A 21,284-nucleotide genomic window follows, 5' to 3' on the forward strand; every position below is an offset into this window, starting at 1 on the left:
CGCTCACTGCTGAGCTGATCAAGCTCATCTGCATTGGGGTCCATCCGAAATACAATATCATTGGGGTCGTCCATCTCCTTGAGAAAGTCGTCAAGCCTGATGCGGGTGACGAGGGTGAAGTTGTTTTCCCTGGGGAAACTCTCCCGCTCCAGTGCATGCTTGGTCAAAGGATGCATGGCCAGGTCACGGATATAATGGATTACATCCTCTTTGGGGAGCATGTCCCTGAAGGGGTTGTTTTTGTCTTTGCGAATTTCCTTGACATAGGCAGGCAGGGAGTCAACATCCTCAAAAGTCAGGCGAATACGGCTGGAGCAGATTTTCTTGTTCGTCTTGGGCGAAAGAAACGCTGAAATCTCATCGGCCATCATGCGCGGCAGCACCGCCTTGAAAAAGAGCCGCAGCCACTCCTTGATCCTGTCCTTGAATACATAACCGATGATGACGATGAGCGCCCATTGGTAGCTGTTGCGTATGAAGGTAGTCTCGGCGAAAATCGTCGTCAAGGTGGCAAAGGCCATTGCAACGCCCGCTGCCGTACCGGCTAGAATCTCAGAAACCCGCTTGGGCCACCGTGAAACTTCAGGAACCAGATACAGTGAGGACTGCGCCCACTTCTTCAGTATCGCCTTTCGATACTGTACGGTTTCGGAATTCGAGCTCCCGCTTGGATAATCGTGCTCAATGCGGTACTGCATCTCCTCGCGGGAAAAACTCAGCAGGTTTGTCAAAGTCACCTGCATATGCTGCTGCAAGGAGCTGGAAGCCATATAGAGGTCGATGGCATATTTCTCGCACAACAGACTTACAGCCTCGTCAGCCCAAAGAAAAGCAAGCAACAAGCGGTTGTCCGGACTGAATTTTGCTTGGATGGCTTCCATCATGTCACGGAGGGTCGAACAAAGTGCAGCTGCATTGGTGTGCCAGGCATCCAAGGTAGACGTAAGGTCATTGATCATTCCCAGCTTCACCATGTCCTTGCAGTCCTGAAGGCAGGCTTTGTTCTCATGCCGGGCTGAATTGACCACAGTTTGCAGCTCATGGATCACATTTCGTTCGGGAACACTGGTTACATCCTTGACCAAGTCGTCGGTGTAACGCTTGAGAATGGTCAGCGGGCTGAGCTTGTTGTTCATATCCAGCAGCTCTTCCAGCGTAATTTCCGGAGATGAATACCTTCCATGACTCTGGAATTTATGCAGCAACCGCTCCTCGGCGTAGGTGTTTTTGTTCACATACAACTGAGGAGGTGAGAACAGGTAGTAGTGGATTTCCCGTTCATATCGCTTTGTCTCAGGAATCGGCAGAATGAGTTTTGTTTCCAGGTGTCTGCTCGAGTGTTTACGAAGATCTATCAAGTGGCCCTCCCGACTGCAGTAGTATACAGGAGGGTTGGTGCTAACGCAATCGCAACTTGGAAAAGCTGTCGTACGGATACGCACGTGCGGCAGCAAGAGAGAGGTCGGAGAGCTGATCGTAGGCGGGGATGCTGATTTCCCGTTCAGGCAGGCCTGCAATCTGCAAGACCCTCGAACCCAGCAGCCGGGTGAGCAGCGAAGGTTCGGCCCCCTGTTCAATCAACTGTTTTACCAGCAGAAGCAAGCCGCTGAAGCCGGGAATCCCGCTTGCTCCGCCTTCCTTGTCCCTAAGGGTATGCGGTGCATGATCGGTCTCGATCCAGTCCACCCTTCCCTCGAGAAGAGCGGCGAACAACGAGCTCCGCTCGGTTTCACTGCGCAGCGGAGGATTCATCTTTGCATACAGGCTATGATCCTTGGCATCCTTGCTGCAGAGCAATGCATGGTGGGCAGTGACAGCCAAGCTGATGCGCCTGCCTTCACGCTTGGCCTCTTCGATGATGCCCAGCGCCTCGATGCTGCTGAGGTGGCAGATGTGCAGATGCCCTTTGAATCCAACCTCGGATGAGAGCCGGATCTGGTCACGTACGGAGGCCGCCTCAGCCTCGACAGGCCTGGCCAGGCTATGGCTGGAAAAATCCCGCTCATCCTCCAAGGCGGGTTTGAGCAGGGCCTCCTTCTCGCAATGCAAAGCCACCATTCCCTCGTACCCCGCATCCGTCAGAGTTTGATAGACCTCTCGTTGCATCTGCTCGTCGACAAGCCCCATATGGCCTGTCGAATGTCCTGCAAACATTTTCAACCCGATTACGGAGGGGAAAAGCGCTTTGGCAAGCTTGGCGATGCTTTCCACCTGCTTTGGGTCCGAGGTCACCCCGGCCCAGAGGTGGTAGCGCACACCCGTCCTGCATCGATCGGCATCCTCAAGGCGTTTCAGAATTGCAGCCTCGGTTGTAAGCGGGGGGCTGGTATTGGGCATGTCGAACACCTCGTCGATTCCGCATTGGAGGGCGACCTCCATCCCATGCTGCAAGGTTTCCTTGTCTGCCTGATTCCAGTCCCTGAGGTGCACATGAGGATCAATCATAGGCCAGCAACTCACTCGCTTCCTGCTTCAGGTAGTCATATCGCATGAACGTACCCCAGCGACAGGTAAGCCGATCGCCGCAGGCACACTCTCCGCACATGCCGATACCACACAAGGTCATTCGTTCCATCGAAAGATAGAGGTTCTCTTCAGCGATGTTCCTCCCCAACAGCTTTCGGCTTGCTATGGCCATGAAGATCTCCGGACCAACAAGGTAACACGATGTTTGAGGGTCAAGTTCGATGGTATCGAGCAGATCGAGCACCCTGCCCGGCCGCCCTGCATCGGCAATGCAGGTAAACGAGCCGAAAGCAGCAAGCTCGTCCTCAAGCAGGGCCTTTCCCGTCACCTCCTCGCTGGTTCCGATGAGAATGGTCATGTGCGTTCCCTGCTCCTTCAGTTGTTGGGCAAGCGATGGCAATACAGCCACCCCGGTACCGCCGGCTATCAGGAGCGCTTGCCTGGAAGGCCTGTTCTCCAATCGTGCCCCGTACAAGCCTCTCACATACAGCTCTGATCCTACACGAAGGTTGCAAAGGGCTTCCGAGAACGGGCCCCGCTTCTTGATGATGAAGGTCAACGGCTCATTGTGTGCCACCGAGAAAGGTTTCTCTCCTACCATGGGCAACCACAGGAACGCGAACTGACCAGCCTTGCAGTCGAGCCTGCCATCCAGCTCAATGATCACCGTATCCTTGCCATACTGCTTAAAGTCGGTCACCACATGTTTCGCATAGGCCATCTGACGTTCACCGATGAGAAAGGAGCCCGAAGAGGGGCTGACCATCTCTCCACTGGACTGCAACAGGGCTTTTGCCTCCGCTTTGACTGAAGCCAGATAGGCAGGCCAATCTCTTTGGTCCACCGTACCCAAGGCCGACCCTATGCCTACGGCATCGGCCCCCGCCTCTATCAGAAGCGCAGCCTCCCGGCCTTCACTGACTCCGCCCATTCCGATGACCGGAATCTCATCACCGCAAGCACTCCGGATAGCCTTGATCGCATCCAGGGCGGTTGCAAATACCTGTCTGCCGCTGCAGCCGCCCTTGCCCCCCAGCTTGTTTTGGAGAATGGGCCGGCCGCTTACCGGATCGATGTGCACAATGGGCCCGACGGTGTTTATAGCCACCAAACCGTCGGCACCGCTTTCCATCACTGCTTTGGCGATTGAACCGATGTCCTGGACATTGGGAGTCAACTTGATGAACAAGGGAGCCTTGCAGAAGGAAGTGGCTTGTTTGATCGAACGCACATATTCGGCGGCAATCGATTGGTCGCAGCCGATGGAAGCGCCATACCCGGCCGAGGCATGCGGACAGGAAAAATTCAATTCAACCATATCGGCAACCTCGTCGAAGGCCTTCACCAAGGTGATGAAATCCTCGATGCTGTCAGCCGATAGCGAAACATTCAAGAATGCATTGAACACATGCTCGCCTCTGAGCTTTCTCAGCTCGTACAACGCCTGCTCCATCCCTGGATTGCGCAGCCCGACGGAGTTTCCAAAGTTGCCCCGCTCGGTCTCACAGATGACCGGTTCGCGGTTGCCGGGATTCACTTCGACCTGAAAACTCTTGGTCGTAATGATGCCGATACTCGGCACCTTGGTATCGAAATAGGTTATCAAGGCAGGTTTTGTAGAAGCTACGCCACTGACGGTAGTCAATAGTACTTCCTTGTTGCGTTCAAGATGTCGACGACTCAAAGCTTGGAGAACATCCTTCATAGGGCGGTCTCCCTGACCAGCTGACGCAGGTTTGCCTCACAGATTTCCAACCAATCATCAGGAACCGGGTTGTTCTTCCAAGGATGGGTGAGGGCGCTTGAACTGTTGATCCTGGCCAAGACCAGCGGATAGCCGGTACTGCGAAGCACATGCATGACCTGTACTGCCGAGCCGCCTTGGCTGCCCACGCCCGGGATCAACAAGGGTACCCTTTCAGCCTGATAGAAAACGGCGATATCGGCCAACTCTTCAAGGTTGGTTGCTCCCACTACCGCTCCGGTGCAGCCGCGCTTTTCATTGTATGCTGCGATTTGGGCCGCCACTTCGAGATACAACGGCCTTTGGTCGGCAAGCAGCAGGTTCTGCAAGTCCTTTCCTCCCGGGTTGCTGGTGCGGTTGAGGATGTACACTCCTTTGTCCTCAAAATCAAGGAAAGGCTTGAGTGAATCACTGCCCATGTACGGAGCAACAGTCACCGCATCGGCTCCCCATGCATCGAAGGCCTCCTTTGCATAATTGAGGCTGCTTCGGGCGATATCCCCGCGCTTGCTGTCCAGAATCACCGGGATGCCGGGAAAAAAATTCTCTACCAAGTCCAGGACATCGGCGAGGGCCAGGCTTCCCGAAAAGTCCTCCTCCCGGGGTTTGTCCAGACTCTGGTAGTACCCGATATTTGGTTTGAACGCTGCAGGAATCAGGCCGGAGAGAGCCATTCTTCTGAACAGCTGCTGGAAAAATGCATTCAAATCCGTTCGGATGTCACCGCTGTCGAACGGCAACGACTCTCTTTGGGGATCCAAACCCATGCAGGCGATATTGCCCACCTGCTTTGCACTCGCTTCAAGTAATGCTCCGTACTCCATGCTGTCTCCCTATTTCACGACCTGACTGAACCCGTGTTTCTCCCCCCAACCAAAGGGGTCCTCTCTCCACTGTGACAAAAGCCTGGCTTCATCACTGTCCACATACCCTGTTCGCAAGGCGCTGTCCACCATCACATCGTAGTCAAGAATGGTATGGAACGCGGCTTGAGGCTCCAACGCTTCAAATGCCTTGACCGCTGCATCGAAACCATAAGTGAAGATTGCCAAGGTGTATGGACAGACACCCCCGGCCTTCACAATGGCTTCGACCGCCTTTATTGAGGAGCCGCCGGTGGAGATCAGATCTTCAATCAGAAGGACCTTCGCCCCCTCATAGGAGCCGCTCTGGCCCAACCCCTCGATCTGCTGAGCCAACCCATGATCCTTGCCCGAGCTGCGTACATAGCTCAAAGGCTTGCCAAGCCGATCGGCCAAAGTGGTGGCGTGAGGTATGCCGGCAGTAGCCGTTCCGGCTATGTTTTCTACATCGAAATCGAGGCAATCAAGCATTGCACAAAAGGCATCGCAAACCAAGCTCCGCGCCTTTGGTGATGCAAGCAGTCTCCGGTTGTCGTTGTAAATCGGCATGCGATATCCACTCGCCCAGGTGAACGGCTGTTGGACCTGCAGCTTGATGGCTCCCAAGTCCAAAGCCATAGTTGCCAACTGTGGCCCGTAATGATTTGTTATTTCAGCAATACTTTTCATGGTCTTTCCAGTCTACCCTATTTGTTCCTGCTCTTCCAGATTTCCTTGAAGGTGTGGTTTTTCCCGCAGTAGGCGCATGCAAACCGATTGTCTGACGTGCGGTAAAACCGTGCCGGAACCCCTTCGCTCTGGTCCGGGTGAGAAATGCATGCCTCGTTGGTACATCCAAGGTCTTCAAAATTATAGATACGCGGAGGCAGGTGCAAACGGTATTTATTCACCACCTTCCCACCTTTGATGAGATTGAGCGTACTTCCCGGGGCGACGGCGCTGAGGCGCTTGAGGTGCTTGCGGCTCAGTTCGTAGGAGCCTGGGCGGAAAATGATTCCTTTGAAAAGCGCTCCGTCCTTGTGTCCGGTACTGACCCACTCCCCGCCTTTGGCCTCATCAAGTCCCAAAACACTGCTGATCAAGCGCATATGGTCGCGGATTTCGCTGGGCTTGTCCCCTCTGCAGATGTGGTCGATGACCAATCCGTCATGAATGGGCTGCACTCCTTCACTGACAACTTTCTCCTTGACCGGAAGCGCTGTCAAGTCCACTTCCTGGATGTAATCCTCCTCCTCTTGCACCTCTTTGTGCCGGATGGGCTTGAACTCGCCACCGATTTTGCCCGCTATCATGGAGAGCAGTACGATGCGGACGTACATACCGTTGATCGACTGGCGCTCCCAGCCGTTCAACTCGGTATCATCGAGGAAGGTGGGGATGGTGGGAGTGACTTTGTGCCGGGGAAGCGGGTGATAGAACTTGGTTCCCGGCTTGATGTATTCCAAGAACTCCTTTCGGAAGGTGATGGCGCGTCTGAGTTCGGCTTGTCGCTGCAGTATCCGATCGCCCATGCGTTCCAGCTGGGGTCTGGTAAAGTACCACTTGTCTGCCACCTCATCCTGTTCAAGATACTGATCGATGGACTCGAACACTCTCACCTCATACCCATTTTCGCGCATTCTCTGCACATAGGTTTCCGGCATGGCCAGCTCGATTGGGGCTATCAAGTCTACCTTGACGTGCTTGAATATCTTCAGGCCGTCGGCCTTGGAGTGCACGGTCCTGCCATGGAAGAGGTCTCCGACCAGGGCAAGGTGCAAAGAATCGCTGCTCCAGTTGTTGTCCTCAAGGAAGGTGAACTCATCCAACAACTCCTGCGTAGGATGCTCATGCTTTCCGTCCCCTGCATTGATGAAGGCGGGTTTGTGATAGAGCTTGTTCCGCTTGGCATAGGCTGAGCAGGTGTCCTCCAGCCAGCGGCATACCCCTTCAAGCTTGCTGCGGACGATGAAGATGGTATTCGCATAGCCGCTGAGCGTATAGAAGGTATCGGCATAGCTCTCTCCCTTGTTGAACGAGGAGGAATCACTGTTCAGTTCGCTGACTTTTGCATGATGGAAATTAGCCGCATTGCGGAAGGACTCCTTTGTTCGTGTGCTATCCTCGAGGAAGACTTCATAGATTCCGAAATCCTTGTCATCGATCCGATAGCGATCGAGCGTTTGAGCATCGTGATTTTCCATTGCCGTCTTGAGAATCTTAACCTGCTCAAAGAGGTACAGTCTCTCCTCGATCGAGAAGTCCTCTATGACACACAACGACCTTGAGGCAAACACATTTTGTTGTTCCATCTTCGCTCCTCCAAAAAAAAAGCCGGCCCTACGACCGACTTCTCAATGCAATATAGTATGGGATGCACCCTGTGAGGGATTGGCACACTGCTCTGTATCGTTTCCTACCCATTGGCTCCCTCCGAATTTTCTTCTCAGAACCTTAGCAGAGAGAGACAATCCTGTCCAGTATCACAGCTCTATTTTTTTTCCGACAGCATCAGGATCTCTCTCAATGACCCCAAGCCCGTCATGTTTTACAGCATCTTGAACTGGCTGCACCAAAGGCTTTTCTTCCACCTTGGCAGCAGGAGAATCGGTAAACCCGCTGGTTCGGGCCTCAGGAAAAACGGTGCTGTGCATAGTTGCATGCTCTCCAGCCCATGCCTCCAGCGTCCTGTACTCGGCATGCTCGCCGAACGCAAGAACCGGCTCAAACTGTTCACTATTAATTTTACCGCGGTCCTTAAGGTCCAGCTTGTACTGCTTGCGATACCAGGAAGTGGAACGTCTTCGGATATTAGCCTTCTTCTTTTTTGCCGTGCCTTGGCCTTGGGCATATCCATACCGGTACGCAGAGTAGCCATACCCATAGTTTCTGCCGTAGCCATACCCGTAGCTTGAGGTAGCCCCGGGGATCACTCCGTTGAACACGAAGCCGATCAGCGGAGCATTGGCGGTTCTCAGGTTCGAAACCAAGTCATACAACGAACCTTTGCTGGTGATACCAGCGCGAACGGTGATGATAAGGCCGTCGACATGCTTGCTGATGGAGAGCAACTCGCTTGCAGAATCCAACGGCGGAGCATCGATGATGATGAAATCGTACAGTTTTTCCAAATATTGTAGACCTTGGATGTAACGGGGGTTGGAAAAGATTGCAGCAGGAACCAAGGGTGCGTTGCCCGGAGGCAGCAGATGCAAAGTGGGGGTATTCTCAAACGGCTGTATCAGGCACTCCTCAAGCTTTGTCTTCTTGGTGACGAAGTCAACCAATCCAACTTCCCTGTGCTTGAGGCGGAAATACCGCTCCATACTGGGAAGCCGCAGGTCACCGTCGATGACCAGCACCTTGCTACCCATCTGGGCGAGGGCGAGGGCGATATTGCCGATGATGGTGCTCTTGCCTTCAGCCATTGCACAGGAGGTGATGGAGAAGACTTTCTTATCGGTCTTGTTGTACAGCATGTTGGCGACCAGCTTGAATCGTTCGGATTCAAAGGAGAGCGGATCGTTGTACACCGACAGGGTGGGATACTTGTCTTTCTCGGAGACTTTCATCATCGGTATCCAACCCAGAATAGGCACATCCTTGCCGACAATTTTTTGAATTTGCTGCTCGCTTTGCAGCGAGACGTCGAGAGTTTCGATTCCCAATGTCAACAGCAGGCCGATAGCCGCACCAAGCAACAATGCAACAGCAAGAATCAGCAACTTGTTGGGGCTTACGGGATTGAGCGGAAGGTTGGCGGCATCGACCACGGTTACATTGCCGGTGACAGCAGCCTCGGTGAGCTTCACCTCTTCAAGCATCTCCCTGAGCTTGAGGCCGATGGCCTCGTAAATCTGGACATCGCGCTGCAATTCGCTGAGTCGGCGTTCCAACACGGGCAATTGTGAAAGCTCTTCTACAAAGACGGCACCACGTTGCTGGAGTACCTGGATGCCCACCTCGGTGGTCAATGCCTGTACGATAGCCTGGGTATTCGCCTCGTTCGCATAGCTTCTGGTCAAGTCGGCGACCCTGTTGAGCAACTCCTTGGTAACCTGATTGATGGCACTGTTGATCACATAGATACGCGACGAGGAGTCCAAGGTGGTTGAGGGAGCCGCCGTTGAAGCATTCCCTGCCAGATTTGAAAGAGATTCATACATCGTAAGTTCGGTCTTCCAGGCGCTCAAATCTGATAGCTTGGCCTTCACCACGCTGTCTCGTTTTATCTGGTCGAGAGTGAGCACGCCCTCAACGCCGGCTTGCTTGAGTGAAGCGTTATAGGTATCGATGAAAACTTCCGACTCCCTGAGCTGCAGTTTCAAAGGTTCGAGGCGAAGCGTGTAGTAGGAAATTTGCTCCACCAACAAGGAACTCTTGTCCGTGAGCTGGATGATATCACTATTCTCCCGAAAATCCCCCAATGCATCACTGGCTCTGGACAGCTCGCGGTCATTGATAGGAATCTGTGATTCAATGAACTCGCGCTGGGCGGTTTTGGAGTTCTTTGCGATGCCGGTCAGCAGGGAGTCATAACTTGTCGCCAGGGCATTGGCAAAATCACGGGCGAAGGCAGGATTTGCATCCGTTACTGCAATACGGACGATATTGGTATCCTTGACTGTGGAAACCACGATCCGTTCCTTGACGTCGCCAAGGACATCCTTGCTGCGATAGTCCATCCCATCTGCATTGCGGTAGGAGGCCAAATCCAAGGTACCCAGGGCATATTCAATATTCTTGCGGCTGGTGATCAGTTCTACTTCCGTTGCAATCTTGGTGGTTGACGCAGAAACATTCAGCAACGATTCAAACGAGGAGGACCTCTGGATCGGCTCCACCAACACAGAGACCTGGCTTTCAAACTGAGGGACAGCAATCTGCAAATATCCCACTGCAAGGCCGACAACGAAGACCAAGCCTATGACAAACCAGCGGAACCGCTTACGGAATATATGCAGCAACTCAGCTATCGAGATGCCTTCCTCCCCTGAATCATAGGGTGCAAGCGTGTTCTGCATCTCTTCTTGTTGACTCATCTGTGCTCCTCCTACAGGGACTTGGCATCGAGAATGATATTGACGACCGTGGCTACAATGCCAAGAATCGAACTGACCAAACCGATGATCGCCACAGTCGGGGCGATGTCTCGGACAAAGGTGTTCTTTGCAACCGCTATGGTCGACTCCGGCTCAATCGGCAAAGAGGAATCAAGCTTCTTGCCGTCAGGCCCATACACACTGATGGAAGTTGGATAGGTAGCATCGTCGCTCAAGCCGCCGGCAAGGGCTATGTAGTAATTGATGCCTTTGTCAGGAACATAGGCGAACACACCCGAACGCACCACCGCTCCACTGACGGTGACAAACCTCTGATTGAAGGGGATGATGAACGTGTCGCCGCTTTGCAGGCGCATTGAAGCCTGCTCACTCGTTCCATAGAGAATCTGCTGGGCCTTGATCGGAATTTTCTCAGTGTTTCTCAACAGGTACGCCCCATCGAGATCGCTGACGGTCATCAACCGGGGAGCAATGGAAGACAACATCTGCTTGAGGGTCTCCCCGGGATAAAATTGATAGAATATCCTGCCCGAAGTATAGCCCACCAAGGCGGTGGAACTGAGCGTGTCGAAAGCCTCGCTGGTGGCAATGGCTCCTTCGATAGTAACACTTTGCATGCTGGGTGGCAGCGTATCGACAATGACCTGGTCCTGATGCTGCAATGCAAAGCCGGGATTCTTTACAAGATCAACGTAGTGTACGTCCCAGATTCCGGTTGCACTGTTGTACCGCTGCAAACGGATGTTCTGGACATCGGAACCGCCAAGCACTCCCCCACCGTACGATGTAATAAGCGTGGAAAGGTTGTCTTGGGCAAGCAGCTGGTATGTTCCGCCTTGGTAGACATTGCCCCCGAGGCTTACCAATTTGTCGGCCCGCTTGAGACGAACGACATCACCGCTTTTCAAGAGGGGGTCTTGGGCCAGATCACCCTTTTTCAGGGCTCGGTACAAGTCATAGGTTTTGGTCTGTCCATCAACGGAGGTGATTTCCACTTCTCGGGTGGATGCATAGGGACTGGCGCTCTGAACCACCTCCGACAGCCTGGAAAGCCCCCATGCAGGTATTATCCTGGTTCCCACCACCTCGCCTACCACCGAGACGGTGAAAGAACCGGTACCGGTGAATACAACCTGCGGATTTGAAAAACTATGATAGGTCTGCACCATCGAGAGCATGCGTTTCCTGAGTTCCTGGAAGGTGAGCCCCTTGCCATCGATGACACCCAAACCGGGAATGGCAACCGATGTCTGGTCATCCGCCTGCAAATCCAGCGTGACCGTCTTCATTCCATCCAGATACACCAGTCGGAAGGTGTCACCGGGGGTTACCGGGTAGGAGGGATTGCTGATAGCACTGAGAACCCGCTGATTCGCGTCCAGCTCCACCTGTACTTGGGCAAGTCCAAGCTGTGCTGCATAGCTTTGTATTTCGAGGGTTTCTTGGCCGGTTGTTTCTTTTGGGACACTGCCGAAAAGCGGGGAGCGTACAACCAACCCGGCATCTTGTGCCTGCAGGCTGGTAACACACACGAATAGCAACAGTACAAGAATTGAAAACGTCGTTCTACTTTTCTTCATGCTATGAAATCCTTCACTTCTGAAGTATCTGTGGATTCAGTATAATGCGATGCATACCATCGTACCATTTGTCAAAAGGTGAAACAAGCATCAATTACGATATATATACAAGAAAACACAAATGGGTAAAAACTATTACAGTAAGGAACATGATTGTTGCAGGGAACTTCATAATTGTATCATATGCCTGCTTATAAATCAGCTCTCCTGGATATGGTAAGCAACAACAATACTGAATTGCAACATATTTTTCTGTATTCACCATCATTTCGCACACTATTTTTTTACTTTGTTGCATTTTGCGGTAAATAGTACATTTCTTAAGCACTTTTTCAATTTTCCGCTTTTTTTTAAGAAAACTCTGAGTTTTACCACTTTTGATGTTTCAAAAGAATGTTTTGACAGCAGGAAAAACGTCACGTATAATTTGAAACAGTTGAGGTTCTTCTAGTACCATCAACGCCATCACGCAATCTTTTTTAAGGAGAGAATCATGAAAAAAGGTATTGTTCTTCTGTTGATCCTGCTGTTGGTTTCTTCCTTCGCCTTTGCGCAAGGAACAAAAGAAACTGCCGGTTCGGCAGATGCCCCGCTGAAAGTGGGTGTCATCTACATCAGTCCTCCTGGTGACATGGGCTATTCCTACATGCACGACCAAGGCACCATCGCCATGGAAAAGCATTTTGGGGACAAAATTCAGGTCATCCGCATGGAAGGGATTCCCGAGAACGAGAGTAGCGAACGGGTTATGGAGAACCTTATCGACGAAGGCTGCAAAATCATCTTCGCCAACTCCTATAACTATCAGCAGTACATGCTCAATGTTGCCAAGAGATACCCCAATGTGTACTTCGAACACTGCTCCGGCTACCTGACCAATGACAACATGTCAAACTACTTCGGCCGAATGTATCAGATGCGCTACCTCTCCGGAATGATTGCTGCCAAGATGTCCCCCACCGGCAAGCTCGGGTATGTCGGCGCTTACAACACTCCTGAAGTAGTCCGCGGTATCAACGCTTTCACTCTCGGCGCCCGCGCCATCAATCCGAAAGCCACCGTTACCGTTGTTTGGACCAACACTTGGTTCGATCCTTCCTTGGAAAGACAGGGAGCCATCGCCCTGCTCGACCAGGGTTGTGATGTCATCGCACAGCACCAGGATACCACCGAGCCTGCAAAGGCAGCCATCGAGAGAGGCAAATACGCCATTGGCTACAATGCCGATTTCCGCGGTATGATCGGCGACGACCGCATTCTCGTCTCCCCGATGTGGAACTGGGGCAACTACATGATTCCGGCTGTCCAGAGTGTATTGGATGGGACCTGGAAGAGCCAGAGCTACTGGGGTGGTCTTGAGGACGAGATGATCCATCTCTCCCCGATTTCCCCGCTCGTACCTGCAGACTTCGTCAAGCAGGTTGAAGCCAAGCAGGCCGAGATTCACGACGGCAAGTGGGACGTTTTCTGGGGTGCCTTGAAGGACAACACCGGCAAAGTCCGCCAGAATGCCGGAGAGAAGATGAGCGATGAGGCCATGCTGACCATGGATTGGTTCGTGGAAGGCGTCATCGGCAGAGTCAACTAACCATCAATCCTCGATTCAGAGGGGCGGGCGGACGCCCGCCTCTCCTTGATTAGCCCAATACCGCCCATTTTCGGGCATTGTAAACGGACAAAACATGAGTGAAATAAACACCGACGAAACGCCCGTCGTGCGTATGGTCAACATAACAAAACACTTTCCCGGGGTTCTTGCCAACGACCAGGTTAGTCTGACCTTGCATAAGGGCGAAGTTCTTGCCTTGCTTGGTGAGAACGGGGCCGGTAAAAGTACCCTGATGAACATGCTGGTCGGCTTGTACCGACCAGACAGCGGAGAGATTTACGTCAAGGGGAACCTTGTCGAAATCAACTCCCCCCAAGACTCCATGGCTTTGGGCATCGGCATGATCCACCAAGAGTTCATGCTGGTGGGCAATATGAGTGTTGCCGAAAACATCATCCTTGGCATGAAGGACCTGCCCTTCATCCCTCCGATGGCAGAAATAAAAGCGAAAATCACCGAATTGAGCAAACGCTACGGTTTACAGGTGTATCCCGATAAAATCATCCAGGATCTCTCAGTGGGAGAACAGCAGCGCGTCGAGATTCTCAAGCTGTTGTACCGTGGTGCAGACATCCTCATTCTTGATGAGCCGACTGCAGTGCTTACTCCCGGCGAATCCCGGGATTTGAATGAGATCCTGAAGAAAATGCTGGCTGAGGGAAAGAGTGCCATCTTCATCACCCACAAGATGGATGAGGTCATGGAATTCAGCCACACGGTGCAAGTCCTCAGAAGGGGCAAAAGCGTATCAACCTGCAGCACAAAATCAATCAAGCGGGTACAGGATCTTGCCAATATGATGGTAGGACGCGACATCCTCTTCTCCTTGGATAGAGGGCCCTTCAAGCCCGGCGATGTCATGGTGGAGGCAAAGGATGTGGTGGTCCTTCCCATCGGTGGAGGCAAGCCGGTGCTCGACCATGTGAGCTTCTCCATCCGCGGTGGAGAAATCCTTGGAATCGCAGGGGTTGCAGGCAATGGACAGCAACAGTTGACTGAAGCAATCACCGGATTGCTCAAGGTCGATGAAGGTTCGATTTATCTCAACGGAAAGGATATGACCAACAAGACCCCGCTGCAGATCATCAAGAGCGGGGTAAGCCACATCCCGGCCGACCGCGGGCGCATGGGTGTTGTTGGAGACATGAGTGTCGGCGACAACCTCTCCATGAAGAAGTATCGCACCAAGGAGTTGTCCAGTCACAGCGTGATCAAACGCAATTGGGTGCGCAAGTTTGCCGATCACCTCATCGAAGTATTTACCATCAAGACACCCAACCAGGACACATCGGTCAAGTTCCTCAGTGGAGGAAATATACAAAAGACCATCCTGGCCCGGGAAATCGATTCATGCGGGGGCATCCTGATCGCAGTCTACCCCTCGAGGGGACTCGATGTCGGGGCCACTGAAGCGGTAAGGCAGAACATCATCAAACAGCGGGACAAGGGCAATGCCGTACTGCTGGTCAGTGAAGAGCTGGAGGAACTGTTGATGGTGGCGGACAGAATCGCCGTCATGTTTGAAGGAAGAATTATGGATATTGTGAATGCAGCGGATGCAACCACCGAGGAGCTGGGGATGTTGATGGCTGGCGTAGAGAGGAGGAATATATGAGATTCAGCCTTGAAAAGCGTGACTATCGCTCAAAAAAAATGACCATCCTCGTCCCTATCGTCAGTCTCCTGGTCTCATTCATCCTTGGTGCCATTGTGCTTTCAATCTCCAATGCAAACCCGGTGAGAACCTATGCCGCCATGCTCAAGGGTGCATTCGGCAGCCAGACAAAAATCCAGTATACGATAGTAAAGGCCATACCGCTGCTGCTCTGCGGGCTTGCTGTCGGTATTGCGTTCCGTCTCAAGTTCTGGAACATCGGGGCCGAAGGCCAGTATATCAGCGGTGTGATCGGCATCACCTGGGTCATGCAGTTCTGGACCTTCCTTCCCACGTACCTGCTGCTTCCTGTCGGCATGGTGGTTGGAATTTTGTTCGGGGCTATGTGGGGAGGCATTCCCGGCCTCTTGAAGGCGCAATGGAGTGTCGATGAGACGCTTACCACACTGATGATGAACTATATCATCATAGGCTATGCGGAATACTTGTACATCAATGCATGGAAGGCTCCCCGTGGAAACATGGGAACGATTCTGTACCCTGAGGCTGCATGGCTGCCGAGGATTTGGGGAAGAGTACATGCCGGCCTCTACATCGCCTTGATCCTCGTTGTCATTCTCTGGTTTGTGCTTTATAAGACCCGCTGGGGATTTGAACTCAATATGATCGGCAAGAACCAACAAGCCGCCCGCTGTCAGGGTGTTTCAATCAAGCGGAACATCATCCTGGCCATGCTCGTCAGTGGAGGCATTGCAGGCCTTGCAGGAGTCATCGACAGTGCTGCCGTCACGCACCAGCTTACCAAGGGAGTAAACTCCGGGTATGGCTTTACCGGCATCATCATCGCATGGATGAGCGGGCTCAACCCCTTTGTCTCCATCCTGGTAGCCATTATCATGGCGGCATTGGAAACGGGATCGGATGCCCTGCAGATTATGAAACTACCCTCTGCGATGGGTGAAGTGATGCAGGGCTTGATCCTCATCCCCTTGCTTGCCGGAAGCATTTTTACTGAATATCGATTGGTGCTCCATGCAAAGCACAAGGAGGCTGGCGTATGAACTTTCTTGATTTCTTCACCCGGCTGCTGGCAGCAACGCTTGCAATGGGAACATCGCTGACGTATGCGACCTTGGGAGAGGTGTACACCGAGAAAACCGGCATCCTCAATCTTGGGATGGAAGGCACGATGCTCATGGGGGCTTTGGCCGGCTTTGCTACAGCCTACAATACGGGCAACCTCCTGGTCGCATTGCTTGCAGCGATGCTTGTAGGGGCTGCTCTCTCCCTGATTCACGCATTCCTGTGCATCACCATGCGGGCAAACCAAGTCGTAGCCGGCTTGGCCATCACCATGTTCGGTACCGGCCTGGCAAACTTTTTAGGCCAGAGATTGGGACCGGCAACCAATAACTACAACCTTACAGGCATGAATCTTGCTTCCAAATTTGACAATATCGCTATTCCAGGTTTGAGCCGGATTCCCGTCATCGGCGCCCTCTTCGACGTATCCGTTCTCACCTATGCTTTGTACTTCCTTCTGCCGTTCGCCTGGTTCTTCCTTTATAAGACAAAACACGGTATGGTCGTCCGCGCTGTTGGAGAGAATCCAAGAACAGCTGCTGCCATGGGCATCTCCGTATCGAAGATCCGATACCTGTACACCATCATCGGCGGCATGTTTGCCGGCTTGGGCGGTGCATGCCTCTCATTGAGCTTCATTCCCAGCTGGAATGAGGGTATGACCGGTGGCAAAGGCTGGATCGTTATTGCGTTGGTGATTTTCTCGGCATGGAACCCCGGCCGTGTGGTCATCGGCACCTTGGTTTTCGGCGGTATCACCAGTCTGCAGTTCAGCCTTCAGGCTGCTGGTTTCAAAATGGTCATCCCAGCCCAGTTCCTTGGATTCTCCCCCTACCTAATCACCCTGTTGGTGCTCACTGCCATGACGATCATCAATCAGAAGAAACGAGGCTCCTTCGCCTCCCCTGCGGCGTTGGGTACGTCGTTTGCCATCGATGACAAATAGTGTTAGCTAATGTTTATGTTTCGAGGACCTGTGGGTCCTCGTTTCTTTTGCCCTTGCCCTCTTTGTTTCGATTGCATAGGATACAGGCATGAAGAAAACCAATGCAATGAGAATTTTGGAGAGCATGGGTATCGAGTATGAGGTACTCTCCTATGATTGGGATGAGGAGCACTTGGATGCTGTGCATGCAAGCCAGACTGCCGGACTGCTTCCCCAACAGGTTTTCAAGACCATAGTCATGCAGGACGACTCCAAGAATGTCTACGTTTTTTGCCTGCCGGCCGATTTCAGTGTCAGCTTGAAGAAAGCCCGCACCCTCACCGGGAGCAAGGATATTGACTTGATCAAGCTCACCCAGCTGCAGGACCTGACCGGGTATGTCAGGGGAGGCTGTTCTCCTCTTGGGATGAAAAAGCACTACCCTACGTTTGTAGAGGAGCTGGCACAGCTGGAGGAGTACATTTTTGTCAGCGCGGGGCAAAGGGGTCTCCAGCTCAAACTGAGGCCTGAAGATCTAGTGCGCGCGGCAAACGCAACTTTTGCCGACTTCACTTGACTTACGTATGACGATTGTGGCTGGTAAAGTAACGCCTTACCCGCCTGGAGACTGAAACACTGACCAAGAAGACCAGCATGACAAAGCTTGCACCCAAGAGGCCCCTCGACCACCGCAGGGTGAATACACCCAGTTGATACCCAGAAAGAAAGAAGTCAAGCGAGGTAATTGTTCCAAACAATACAACCAGCGTAGCCAGCACGACATCGGCAAGGGGGACGCGCTTGTTCTTTCGTTTGGAGAACCAGAGACCAAACAAGCCAAGCAAAACCAGCAAGGTGGCGATTACGGGAAGTGTGACAGGGATGAACCAGGTCAGGCTATGTTCCAGCACGAGATTGATCAACGCAAGATATGCAAGCGAGCCTGCCAGACATACCCCTGCAGCCGTTTTCGGTTTTTGGGCAGCCCTGCGGGAGAAGGGATAGACGAAATACAACCAGCCTACTCCGACGGCGGGGCTGGCGATCAAGGACCAACTTATTTTCAAGTCTGCAGCGTCCAAGCCGAAGAGATAGACGGCGACAAGCAGGCATTGTATCGATGCCTGCACGGTATAGGCCGGCTTCACACTGAAGGCAAGAATCAGGGAGAGGGAGGCCATGGCGATACTGAAAAGCGGGATGAAGCTCTGGCTTCCGTTGCCGCTGAGCCACATGGAAAGGAACACGGTCAACTCGCTGATGACCAGCAGGGAGACGATCAACTCAATAACACCCTTGCGTGTCTTATTGACCCCGCCCATACCCTTGGAAGGAAGATTCTGTGCAAACAGCGGTTGCTGCTTCTGCTCTTCCATACCTTCGGGGAGGTGTACCGGTGTTTTACAGAGGGGACAAGCTTTGCTCCCCTCTTCAAGTTTCACGCCGCATCGAATGCAATAGGCCATAGTTGCTCCTACCTGTCAGTTTCTCTATTGGTCGACAGGGTGACTTCAATTCCATCCTCAACCATGAAGGTGCAAAACAACCGTTCCAACTCGGTATCGGTGTTGAGGAAGCTGGTGAAGTTAACCACAATGGTATCGAGATATCCGATCACCGCCAAGGCCACCCTGTTCAGCAGCCCTGGACTCAGATGGAAATCCGCTCTGCGAATCACCCCCTCCAAAGCCGGTGGGAGCTCGAGTTGCCCTAGATTGGAGATGACTCCCGAGTACTGGTCATCCCCCAAGTAATCGGAGAGCAGCTTGAACAAGGGGTTTTTCAGCATGTTGGGAGCGAACCGAATCAACGGCGTACGCTCACCGCCTACATTCCTTCGAATCTGGCTGAGCAGGCGTTTGCGGTCCTGGCTCATAGCCATCTGCATATGCACTTCCTTGGCAATTTCATCAAACGTATAGTACCCAAGAGCCGGCTCTATGCCTATGACTGCAAACAGGGTGAAATTGCGCATCGTCTCATAGCCGAATATCTTGCGCAGGTTCATAGGAACCGACAGTCGGATGGGTTTTCGTCGCCTTCGTACCGGCACTTCCTGCTGCTGCAACTGCTGCAATGCATACAAGTATGTGGATGACAAGTATTCACCGATGGTAATGCCCCTGGCTTTCGCCCGCGCCTTGATCTGCTTGGTCGATATGCTTGCGCTGATCACTTTCACGCGATCGTCGATGCTGCCATTTCCTTTTCGGTGATAGGCTTTGCTGATTTTTGGATACGAAGGCAGGGTCTTGTCATACAGATGCTGAAAGGGGTCGCTAAACTCCTGGATGGAAGGTCGTGCCTTGAAAATCAAGCCACCGGGAAACTGGAAATCAGCAATATCTGCATGGTGGCAGTACCGCTCCACCAATAACTTCAAATAAGCGATAGCCCCCGAGCCGTCGGTCAGTGCATGGAAACACTCCAGTGCTATACGATGTTCACTATACAATACCTTGAACAGATATCCGTTGTTCTCCTTGAAGGAGAAGCGCCCGCTTGGGTATGAGCCTTCAGGATGCACAATCGGCTGTTTGGGGTTCGGACTGAGGAAATACCAGAAGAAGCCTGCATGCAGACTCACCTTTGCATAGGAACACCGCTCGAGCATATCGTGAACCGCTTGCTCAAGAATCTCCTTCTTGATCGTAAAACTCAAATCCAAGGAGACTCTGAATGTATTTGCATTATATACAGCCTCAGTCGGAGGGTATATCAGAGCGGAATTATCCAGCGCAATAAACCCCTCAGGGGCGTAGTTTTGTACTCGTATCTTCAAGATTGCTCGTTCTTTTTTCCTCGTTTGTAAAACGGGGTCCGAACCAACTTCGCCCGTTTGTGCTGCCCATGAATCTCAACTTCCACAACATCCCCGAATGAGAGGCTGGTAGAGCGGTCGATGAGCACATAGGCACAGAATATGCCCAAGGTCGGACTCTTGTTTCCGCTGGTGACATATCCGATATCCCGCTGATCGAGCAGTACCCGGTAGCCGCTGCGGGGGACTGCCTTATCAAGCATCTCAATGCCCCGAAGAGTTCGGGGGATTCCCGTTTCCTGCTGCTTCACCAATGCTTCTTTCCCACAGAAATCAGGTTTCTCAAGCTTTACAAAAACTCCGAGATTGGCTTCAAGGGGGGTGATGCTGTCACTGATCTCATGCCCGTACAAGGGGAGCTTCGCTTCCATGCGCAAGGTATCCCGGCTGCCCAAGCCACAGGGGATGAGGCCATAGTCCTTGCCTGCCTCAAGCAGGGTGTCCCAAAGCAGAGGACCATCATCGGCTGCGCAGTAGAGTTCAAAGCCGTCCTCCCCTGTATACCCGGTCCGGCTGATGAGAGCCATCACTTCACCGACTTCACACTGGCTTCTGAAGGTAAAGCTCTTGATCTGGGCGCAATCAGGAACAAGCGTACTTAAGATCTGCTCGGCAAGCGGCCCTTGCAGAGCCAGCTGTACGGTGGAAACGGAGATATCGACTACTTGCGGACAAAGATGGGCGTGAGGATTGTCCGATTGTATCCATGCCAAGTCCTTATCTGTATTGGAGGCGTTCATCACTACTAAAAAGGAGGTGGTGGTGCGGCGGTAGATGAGCAGGTCGTCCACCACCGTCCCATTGGGATAACACATCAGGGTATAGCGGCACTGCCCGACGGCCATATCGCTGATCGAGTTGGTGCACAGGTAGTCAAGGTATGCGTCGGCGCTCTCTCCACTGACCATGCACTCCCCCATGTGCGAAACATCGAAAAGTCCGGCTTTCGTACGAACAGCTTCGTGCTCGCTGAGAATGCCGCTAGCAAATTGGACAGGCAGTTCCCATCCGCCGAAATCAATCAGCTTTACACCCGGGTAGGTGCTGTACCGCTCATACAATGGAGTCCGTTTCATGACAATTCCTCATTCTTCAGGCTAAGGCTATCATCTCGATTTCAACTGCTACGTCCTTGGGCAGTTTTGCCACCTGGACGGCAGACCGAGCGGGAAGGATCCCTTCACCAAAATACGAAGCATATACTTGGTTTACCGCTGCAAAATCATTCATGTCCTTGAGAAACACGGTTGCTTTCACTGCTTTCGACAGGTCTGTTCCCGCCTCGGCGAGGACTGCCTTGAGGTTCTCAAAAACCTGCTTGGCCTGGATGGCGGCATCACCGCCTACGAGCTCATTGGTCTTGGGGTCTACGGGCAGCTGTCCGCTGGTAAAAACGAATGGACCTGCAATGACAGCCTGGCTGTAGGGACCGATTGCTGCAGGAGCCTTATCAGTATTGACTTGGGTCTTTTTCAGTTGAAACATCATTGTGCATCTCCTCTTGGTACATAAGCAGGATACCCTTTGCAAGACACT

Annotated in this window: 17 protein-coding genes; 5 read left to right on the forward strand and 12 right to left on the reverse strand. The window is 52.6% G+C overall.

The window, feature by feature from the left end; translation table 11 throughout:
- The 8 genes from B3F49_RS01570 to B3F49_RS01605 form a co-directional block, all read right to left on the reverse strand.
- Positions 1-1,358, reverse strand: a 1,358-nt coding sequence (locus tag B3F49_RS01570; protein WP_293908668.1) for a hypothetical protein, incomplete at its 3' end; no start/stop codon positions are given.
- Positions 1,359-1,398: 40 nt separating this feature from the next.
- A complete protein-coding gene (locus tag B3F49_RS01575; protein ID WP_293908669.1) occupies positions 1,399-2,445 on the reverse strand; it encodes a dihydroorotase in 1,047 nt (348 codons plus the stop codon).
- Positions 2,438-4,171, reverse strand: a complete 1,734-nt coding sequence (locus tag B3F49_RS01580; RefSeq protein ID WP_293894006.1) for an alpha-hydroxy-acid oxidizing protein — start codon at positions 4,169-4,171, stop codon at positions 2,438-2,440. The genes B3F49_RS01575 and B3F49_RS01580 overlap by 8 nt, the downstream gene beginning before the upstream one ends.
- Positions 4,168-5,034, reverse strand: a complete 867-nt coding sequence (gene pyrF / locus B3F49_RS01585) for an orotidine-5'-phosphate decarboxylase (protein ID WP_293894003.1) — start codon at positions 5,032-5,034, stop codon at positions 4,168-4,170. The genes B3F49_RS01580 and pyrF overlap by 4 nt, the downstream gene beginning before the upstream one ends.
- 9 nt (positions 5,035-5,043) lie before the next feature.
- Positions 5,044-5,742 (reverse strand): orotate phosphoribosyltransferase, encoded by a 699-nt coding sequence (locus tag B3F49_RS01590; protein WP_293894000.1) that lies wholly within the window; start codon positions 5,740-5,742, stop codon positions 5,044-5,046.
- A gap of 17 nt (positions 5,743-5,759) precedes the next feature.
- Positions 5,760-7,364 (reverse strand): bifunctional aspartate carbamoyltransferase catalytic subunit/aspartate carbamoyltransferase regulatory subunit, encoded by a 1,605-nt coding sequence (locus B3F49_RS01595; RefSeq protein ID WP_293908670.1) that lies wholly within the window; start codon positions 7,362-7,364, stop codon positions 5,760-5,762.
- A 171-nt stretch (positions 7,365-7,535) separates the two neighbouring features.
- Complete coding sequence (locus tag B3F49_RS01600; protein ID WP_293908671.1) at positions 7,536-10,094, reverse strand: GumC family protein; 2,559 nt, start codon at positions 10,092-10,094, stop codon at positions 7,536-7,538.
- 11 nt (positions 10,095-10,105) lie between these two features.
- Entirely contained in the window at positions 10,106-11,695 is a 1,590-nt protein-coding gene (locus B3F49_RS01605; protein WP_293908672.1) for a polysaccharide biosynthesis/export family protein, read from the reverse strand.
- A gap of 493 nt (positions 11,696-12,188) precedes the next feature.
- Between B3F49_RS01605 and B3F49_RS01610 the strand changes: the two genes are divergently transcribed.
- The 5 genes from B3F49_RS01610 to ybaK all read left to right on the forward strand — a co-directional run bounded on the left by B3F49_RS01610 (position 12,189) and on the right by ybaK (position 17,504).
- Complete coding sequence (locus tag B3F49_RS01610; RefSeq protein ID WP_293908673.1) at positions 12,189-13,283, forward strand: BMP family ABC transporter substrate-binding protein; 1,095 nt, start codon at positions 12,189-12,191, stop codon at positions 13,281-13,283.
- Positions 13,284-13,377: 94 nt separating this feature from the next.
- Positions 13,378-14,919, forward strand: coding sequence for an ABC transporter ATP-binding protein (locus B3F49_RS01615; RefSeq protein ID WP_293893984.1), 1,542 nt, complete (start codon positions 13,378-13,380; stop codon positions 14,917-14,919).
- Positions 14,916-15,980, forward strand: coding sequence for an ABC transporter permease (locus B3F49_RS01620; protein WP_293908674.1), 1,065 nt, complete (start codon positions 14,916-14,918; stop codon positions 15,978-15,980). Before B3F49_RS01615 ends, B3F49_RS01620 begins: the two co-directional genes overlap by 4 nt.
- On the forward strand, positions 15,977-16,948 hold the full coding sequence (locus B3F49_RS01625; RefSeq protein ID WP_293908675.1) for an ABC transporter permease: 972 nt from the start codon (positions 15,977-15,979) through the stop codon (positions 16,946-16,948). The genes B3F49_RS01620 and B3F49_RS01625 overlap by 4 nt, the downstream gene beginning before the upstream one ends.
- A gap of 88 nt (positions 16,949-17,036) precedes the next feature.
- Positions 17,037-17,504, forward strand: coding sequence for a Cys-tRNA(Pro) deacylase (ybaK, locus tag B3F49_RS01630; RefSeq protein ID WP_293893975.1), 468 nt, complete (start codon positions 17,037-17,039; stop codon positions 17,502-17,504).
- 1 nt (position 17,505) lies between these two features.
- On the opposite strand, the gene B3F49_RS01635 is transcribed toward ybaK, so the two are convergent.
- Genes B3F49_RS01635 through B3F49_RS01650 form a run of 4 tightly spaced genes read right to left on the reverse strand, consistent with a single transcriptional unit; the run spans position 17,506 to position 21,236 of the window.
- Complete coding sequence (locus tag B3F49_RS01635) at positions 17,506-18,393, reverse strand: hypothetical protein (protein WP_293908676.1); 888 nt, start codon at positions 18,391-18,393, stop codon at positions 17,506-17,508.
- Between the two features lie 8 nt (positions 18,394-18,401).
- Complete coding sequence (locus B3F49_RS01640; protein ID WP_293893969.1) at positions 18,402-19,709, reverse strand: hypothetical protein; 1,308 nt, start codon at positions 19,707-19,709, stop codon at positions 18,402-18,404.
- The gene (gene gcvT, locus B3F49_RS01645) at positions 19,706-20,824 is read right to left on the reverse strand and encodes a glycine cleavage system aminomethyltransferase GcvT (protein WP_293908678.1); all 1,119 of its coding nucleotides are present in this window, start codon (positions 20,822-20,824) and stop codon (positions 19,706-19,708) included. The genes B3F49_RS01640 and gcvT overlap by 4 nt, the downstream gene beginning before the upstream one ends.
- 16 nt (positions 20,825-20,840) lie before the next feature.
- A complete protein-coding gene (locus B3F49_RS01650) occupies positions 20,841-21,236 on the reverse strand; it encodes a RidA family protein (protein ID WP_293893964.1) in 396 nt (131 codons plus the stop codon).
- Between the last annotated feature and the right edge of the window lie 48 nt (positions 21,237-21,284).

It is taken from the genome of Sphaerochaeta sp. UBA5836, assembly GCF_002432845.1.
Taxonomy (GTDB): Bacteria; Spirochaetota; Spirochaetia; order Sphaerochaetales; family Sphaerochaetaceae; genus Sphaerochaeta.

What these genes read in the sequence shown, in the direction of transcription:
- B3F49_RS01605 (WP_293908672.1), bottom strand. Translation starts at nt 11,695, where the DNA reads ATGAAGAAAAGTAGAACGACGTTTTCAATTCTTGTACTGTTGCTATTC.
- B3F49_RS01595 (WP_293908670.1), bottom strand. Translation starts at nt 7,364, where the DNA reads ATGGAACAACAAAATGTGTTTGCCTCAAGGTCGTTGTGTGTCATAGAG.
- pyrF (WP_293894003.1), bottom strand. Translation starts at nt 5,034, where the DNA reads ATGGAGTACGGAGCATTACTTGAAGCGAGTGCAAAGCAGGTGGGCAAT.
- B3F49_RS01610 (WP_293908673.1), top strand. Translation starts at nt 12,189, where the DNA reads ATGAAAAAAGGTATTGTTCTTCTGTTGATCCTGCTGTTGGTTTCTTCC.
- B3F49_RS01590 (WP_293894000.1), bottom strand. Translation starts at nt 5,742, where the DNA reads ATGAAAAGTATTGCTGAAATAACAAATCATTACGGGCCACAGTTGGCA.
- B3F49_RS01625 (WP_293908675.1), top strand. Translation starts at nt 15,977, where the DNA reads ATGAACTTTCTTGATTTCTTCACCCGGCTGCTGGCAGCAACGCTTGCA.
- B3F49_RS01575 (WP_293908669.1), bottom strand. Translation starts at nt 2,445, where the DNA reads ATGATTGATCCTCATGTGCACCTCAGGGACTGGAATCAGGCAGACAAG.
- B3F49_RS01635 (WP_293908676.1), bottom strand. Translation starts at nt 18,393, where the DNA reads ATGGCCTATTGCATTCGATGCGGCGTGAAACTTGAAGAGGGGAGCAAA.
- B3F49_RS01600 (WP_293908671.1), bottom strand. Translation starts at nt 10,094, where the DNA reads ATGAGTCAACAAGAAGAGATGCAGAACACGCTTGCACCCTATGATTCA.
- gcvT (WP_293908678.1), bottom strand. Translation starts at nt 20,824, where the DNA reads ATGAAACGGACTCCATTGTATGAGCGGTACAGCACCTACCCGGGTGTA.
- ybaK (WP_293893975.1), top strand. Translation starts at nt 17,037, where the DNA reads ATGAAGAAAACCAATGCAATGAGAATTTTGGAGAGCATGGGTATCGAG.
- B3F49_RS01615 (WP_293893984.1), top strand. Translation starts at nt 13,378, where the DNA reads ATGAGTGAAATAAACACCGACGAAACGCCCGTCGTGCGTATGGTCAAC.
- B3F49_RS01650 (WP_293893964.1), bottom strand. Translation starts at nt 21,236, where the DNA reads ATGATGTTTCAACTGAAAAAGACCCAAGTCAATACTGATAAGGCTCCT.
- B3F49_RS01580 (WP_293894006.1), bottom strand. Translation starts at nt 4,171, where the DNA reads ATGAAGGATGTTCTCCAAGCTTTGAGTCGTCGACATCTTGAACGCAAC.
- B3F49_RS01620 (WP_293908674.1), top strand. Translation starts at nt 14,916, where the DNA reads ATGAGATTCAGCCTTGAAAAGCGTGACTATCGCTCAAAAAAAATGACC.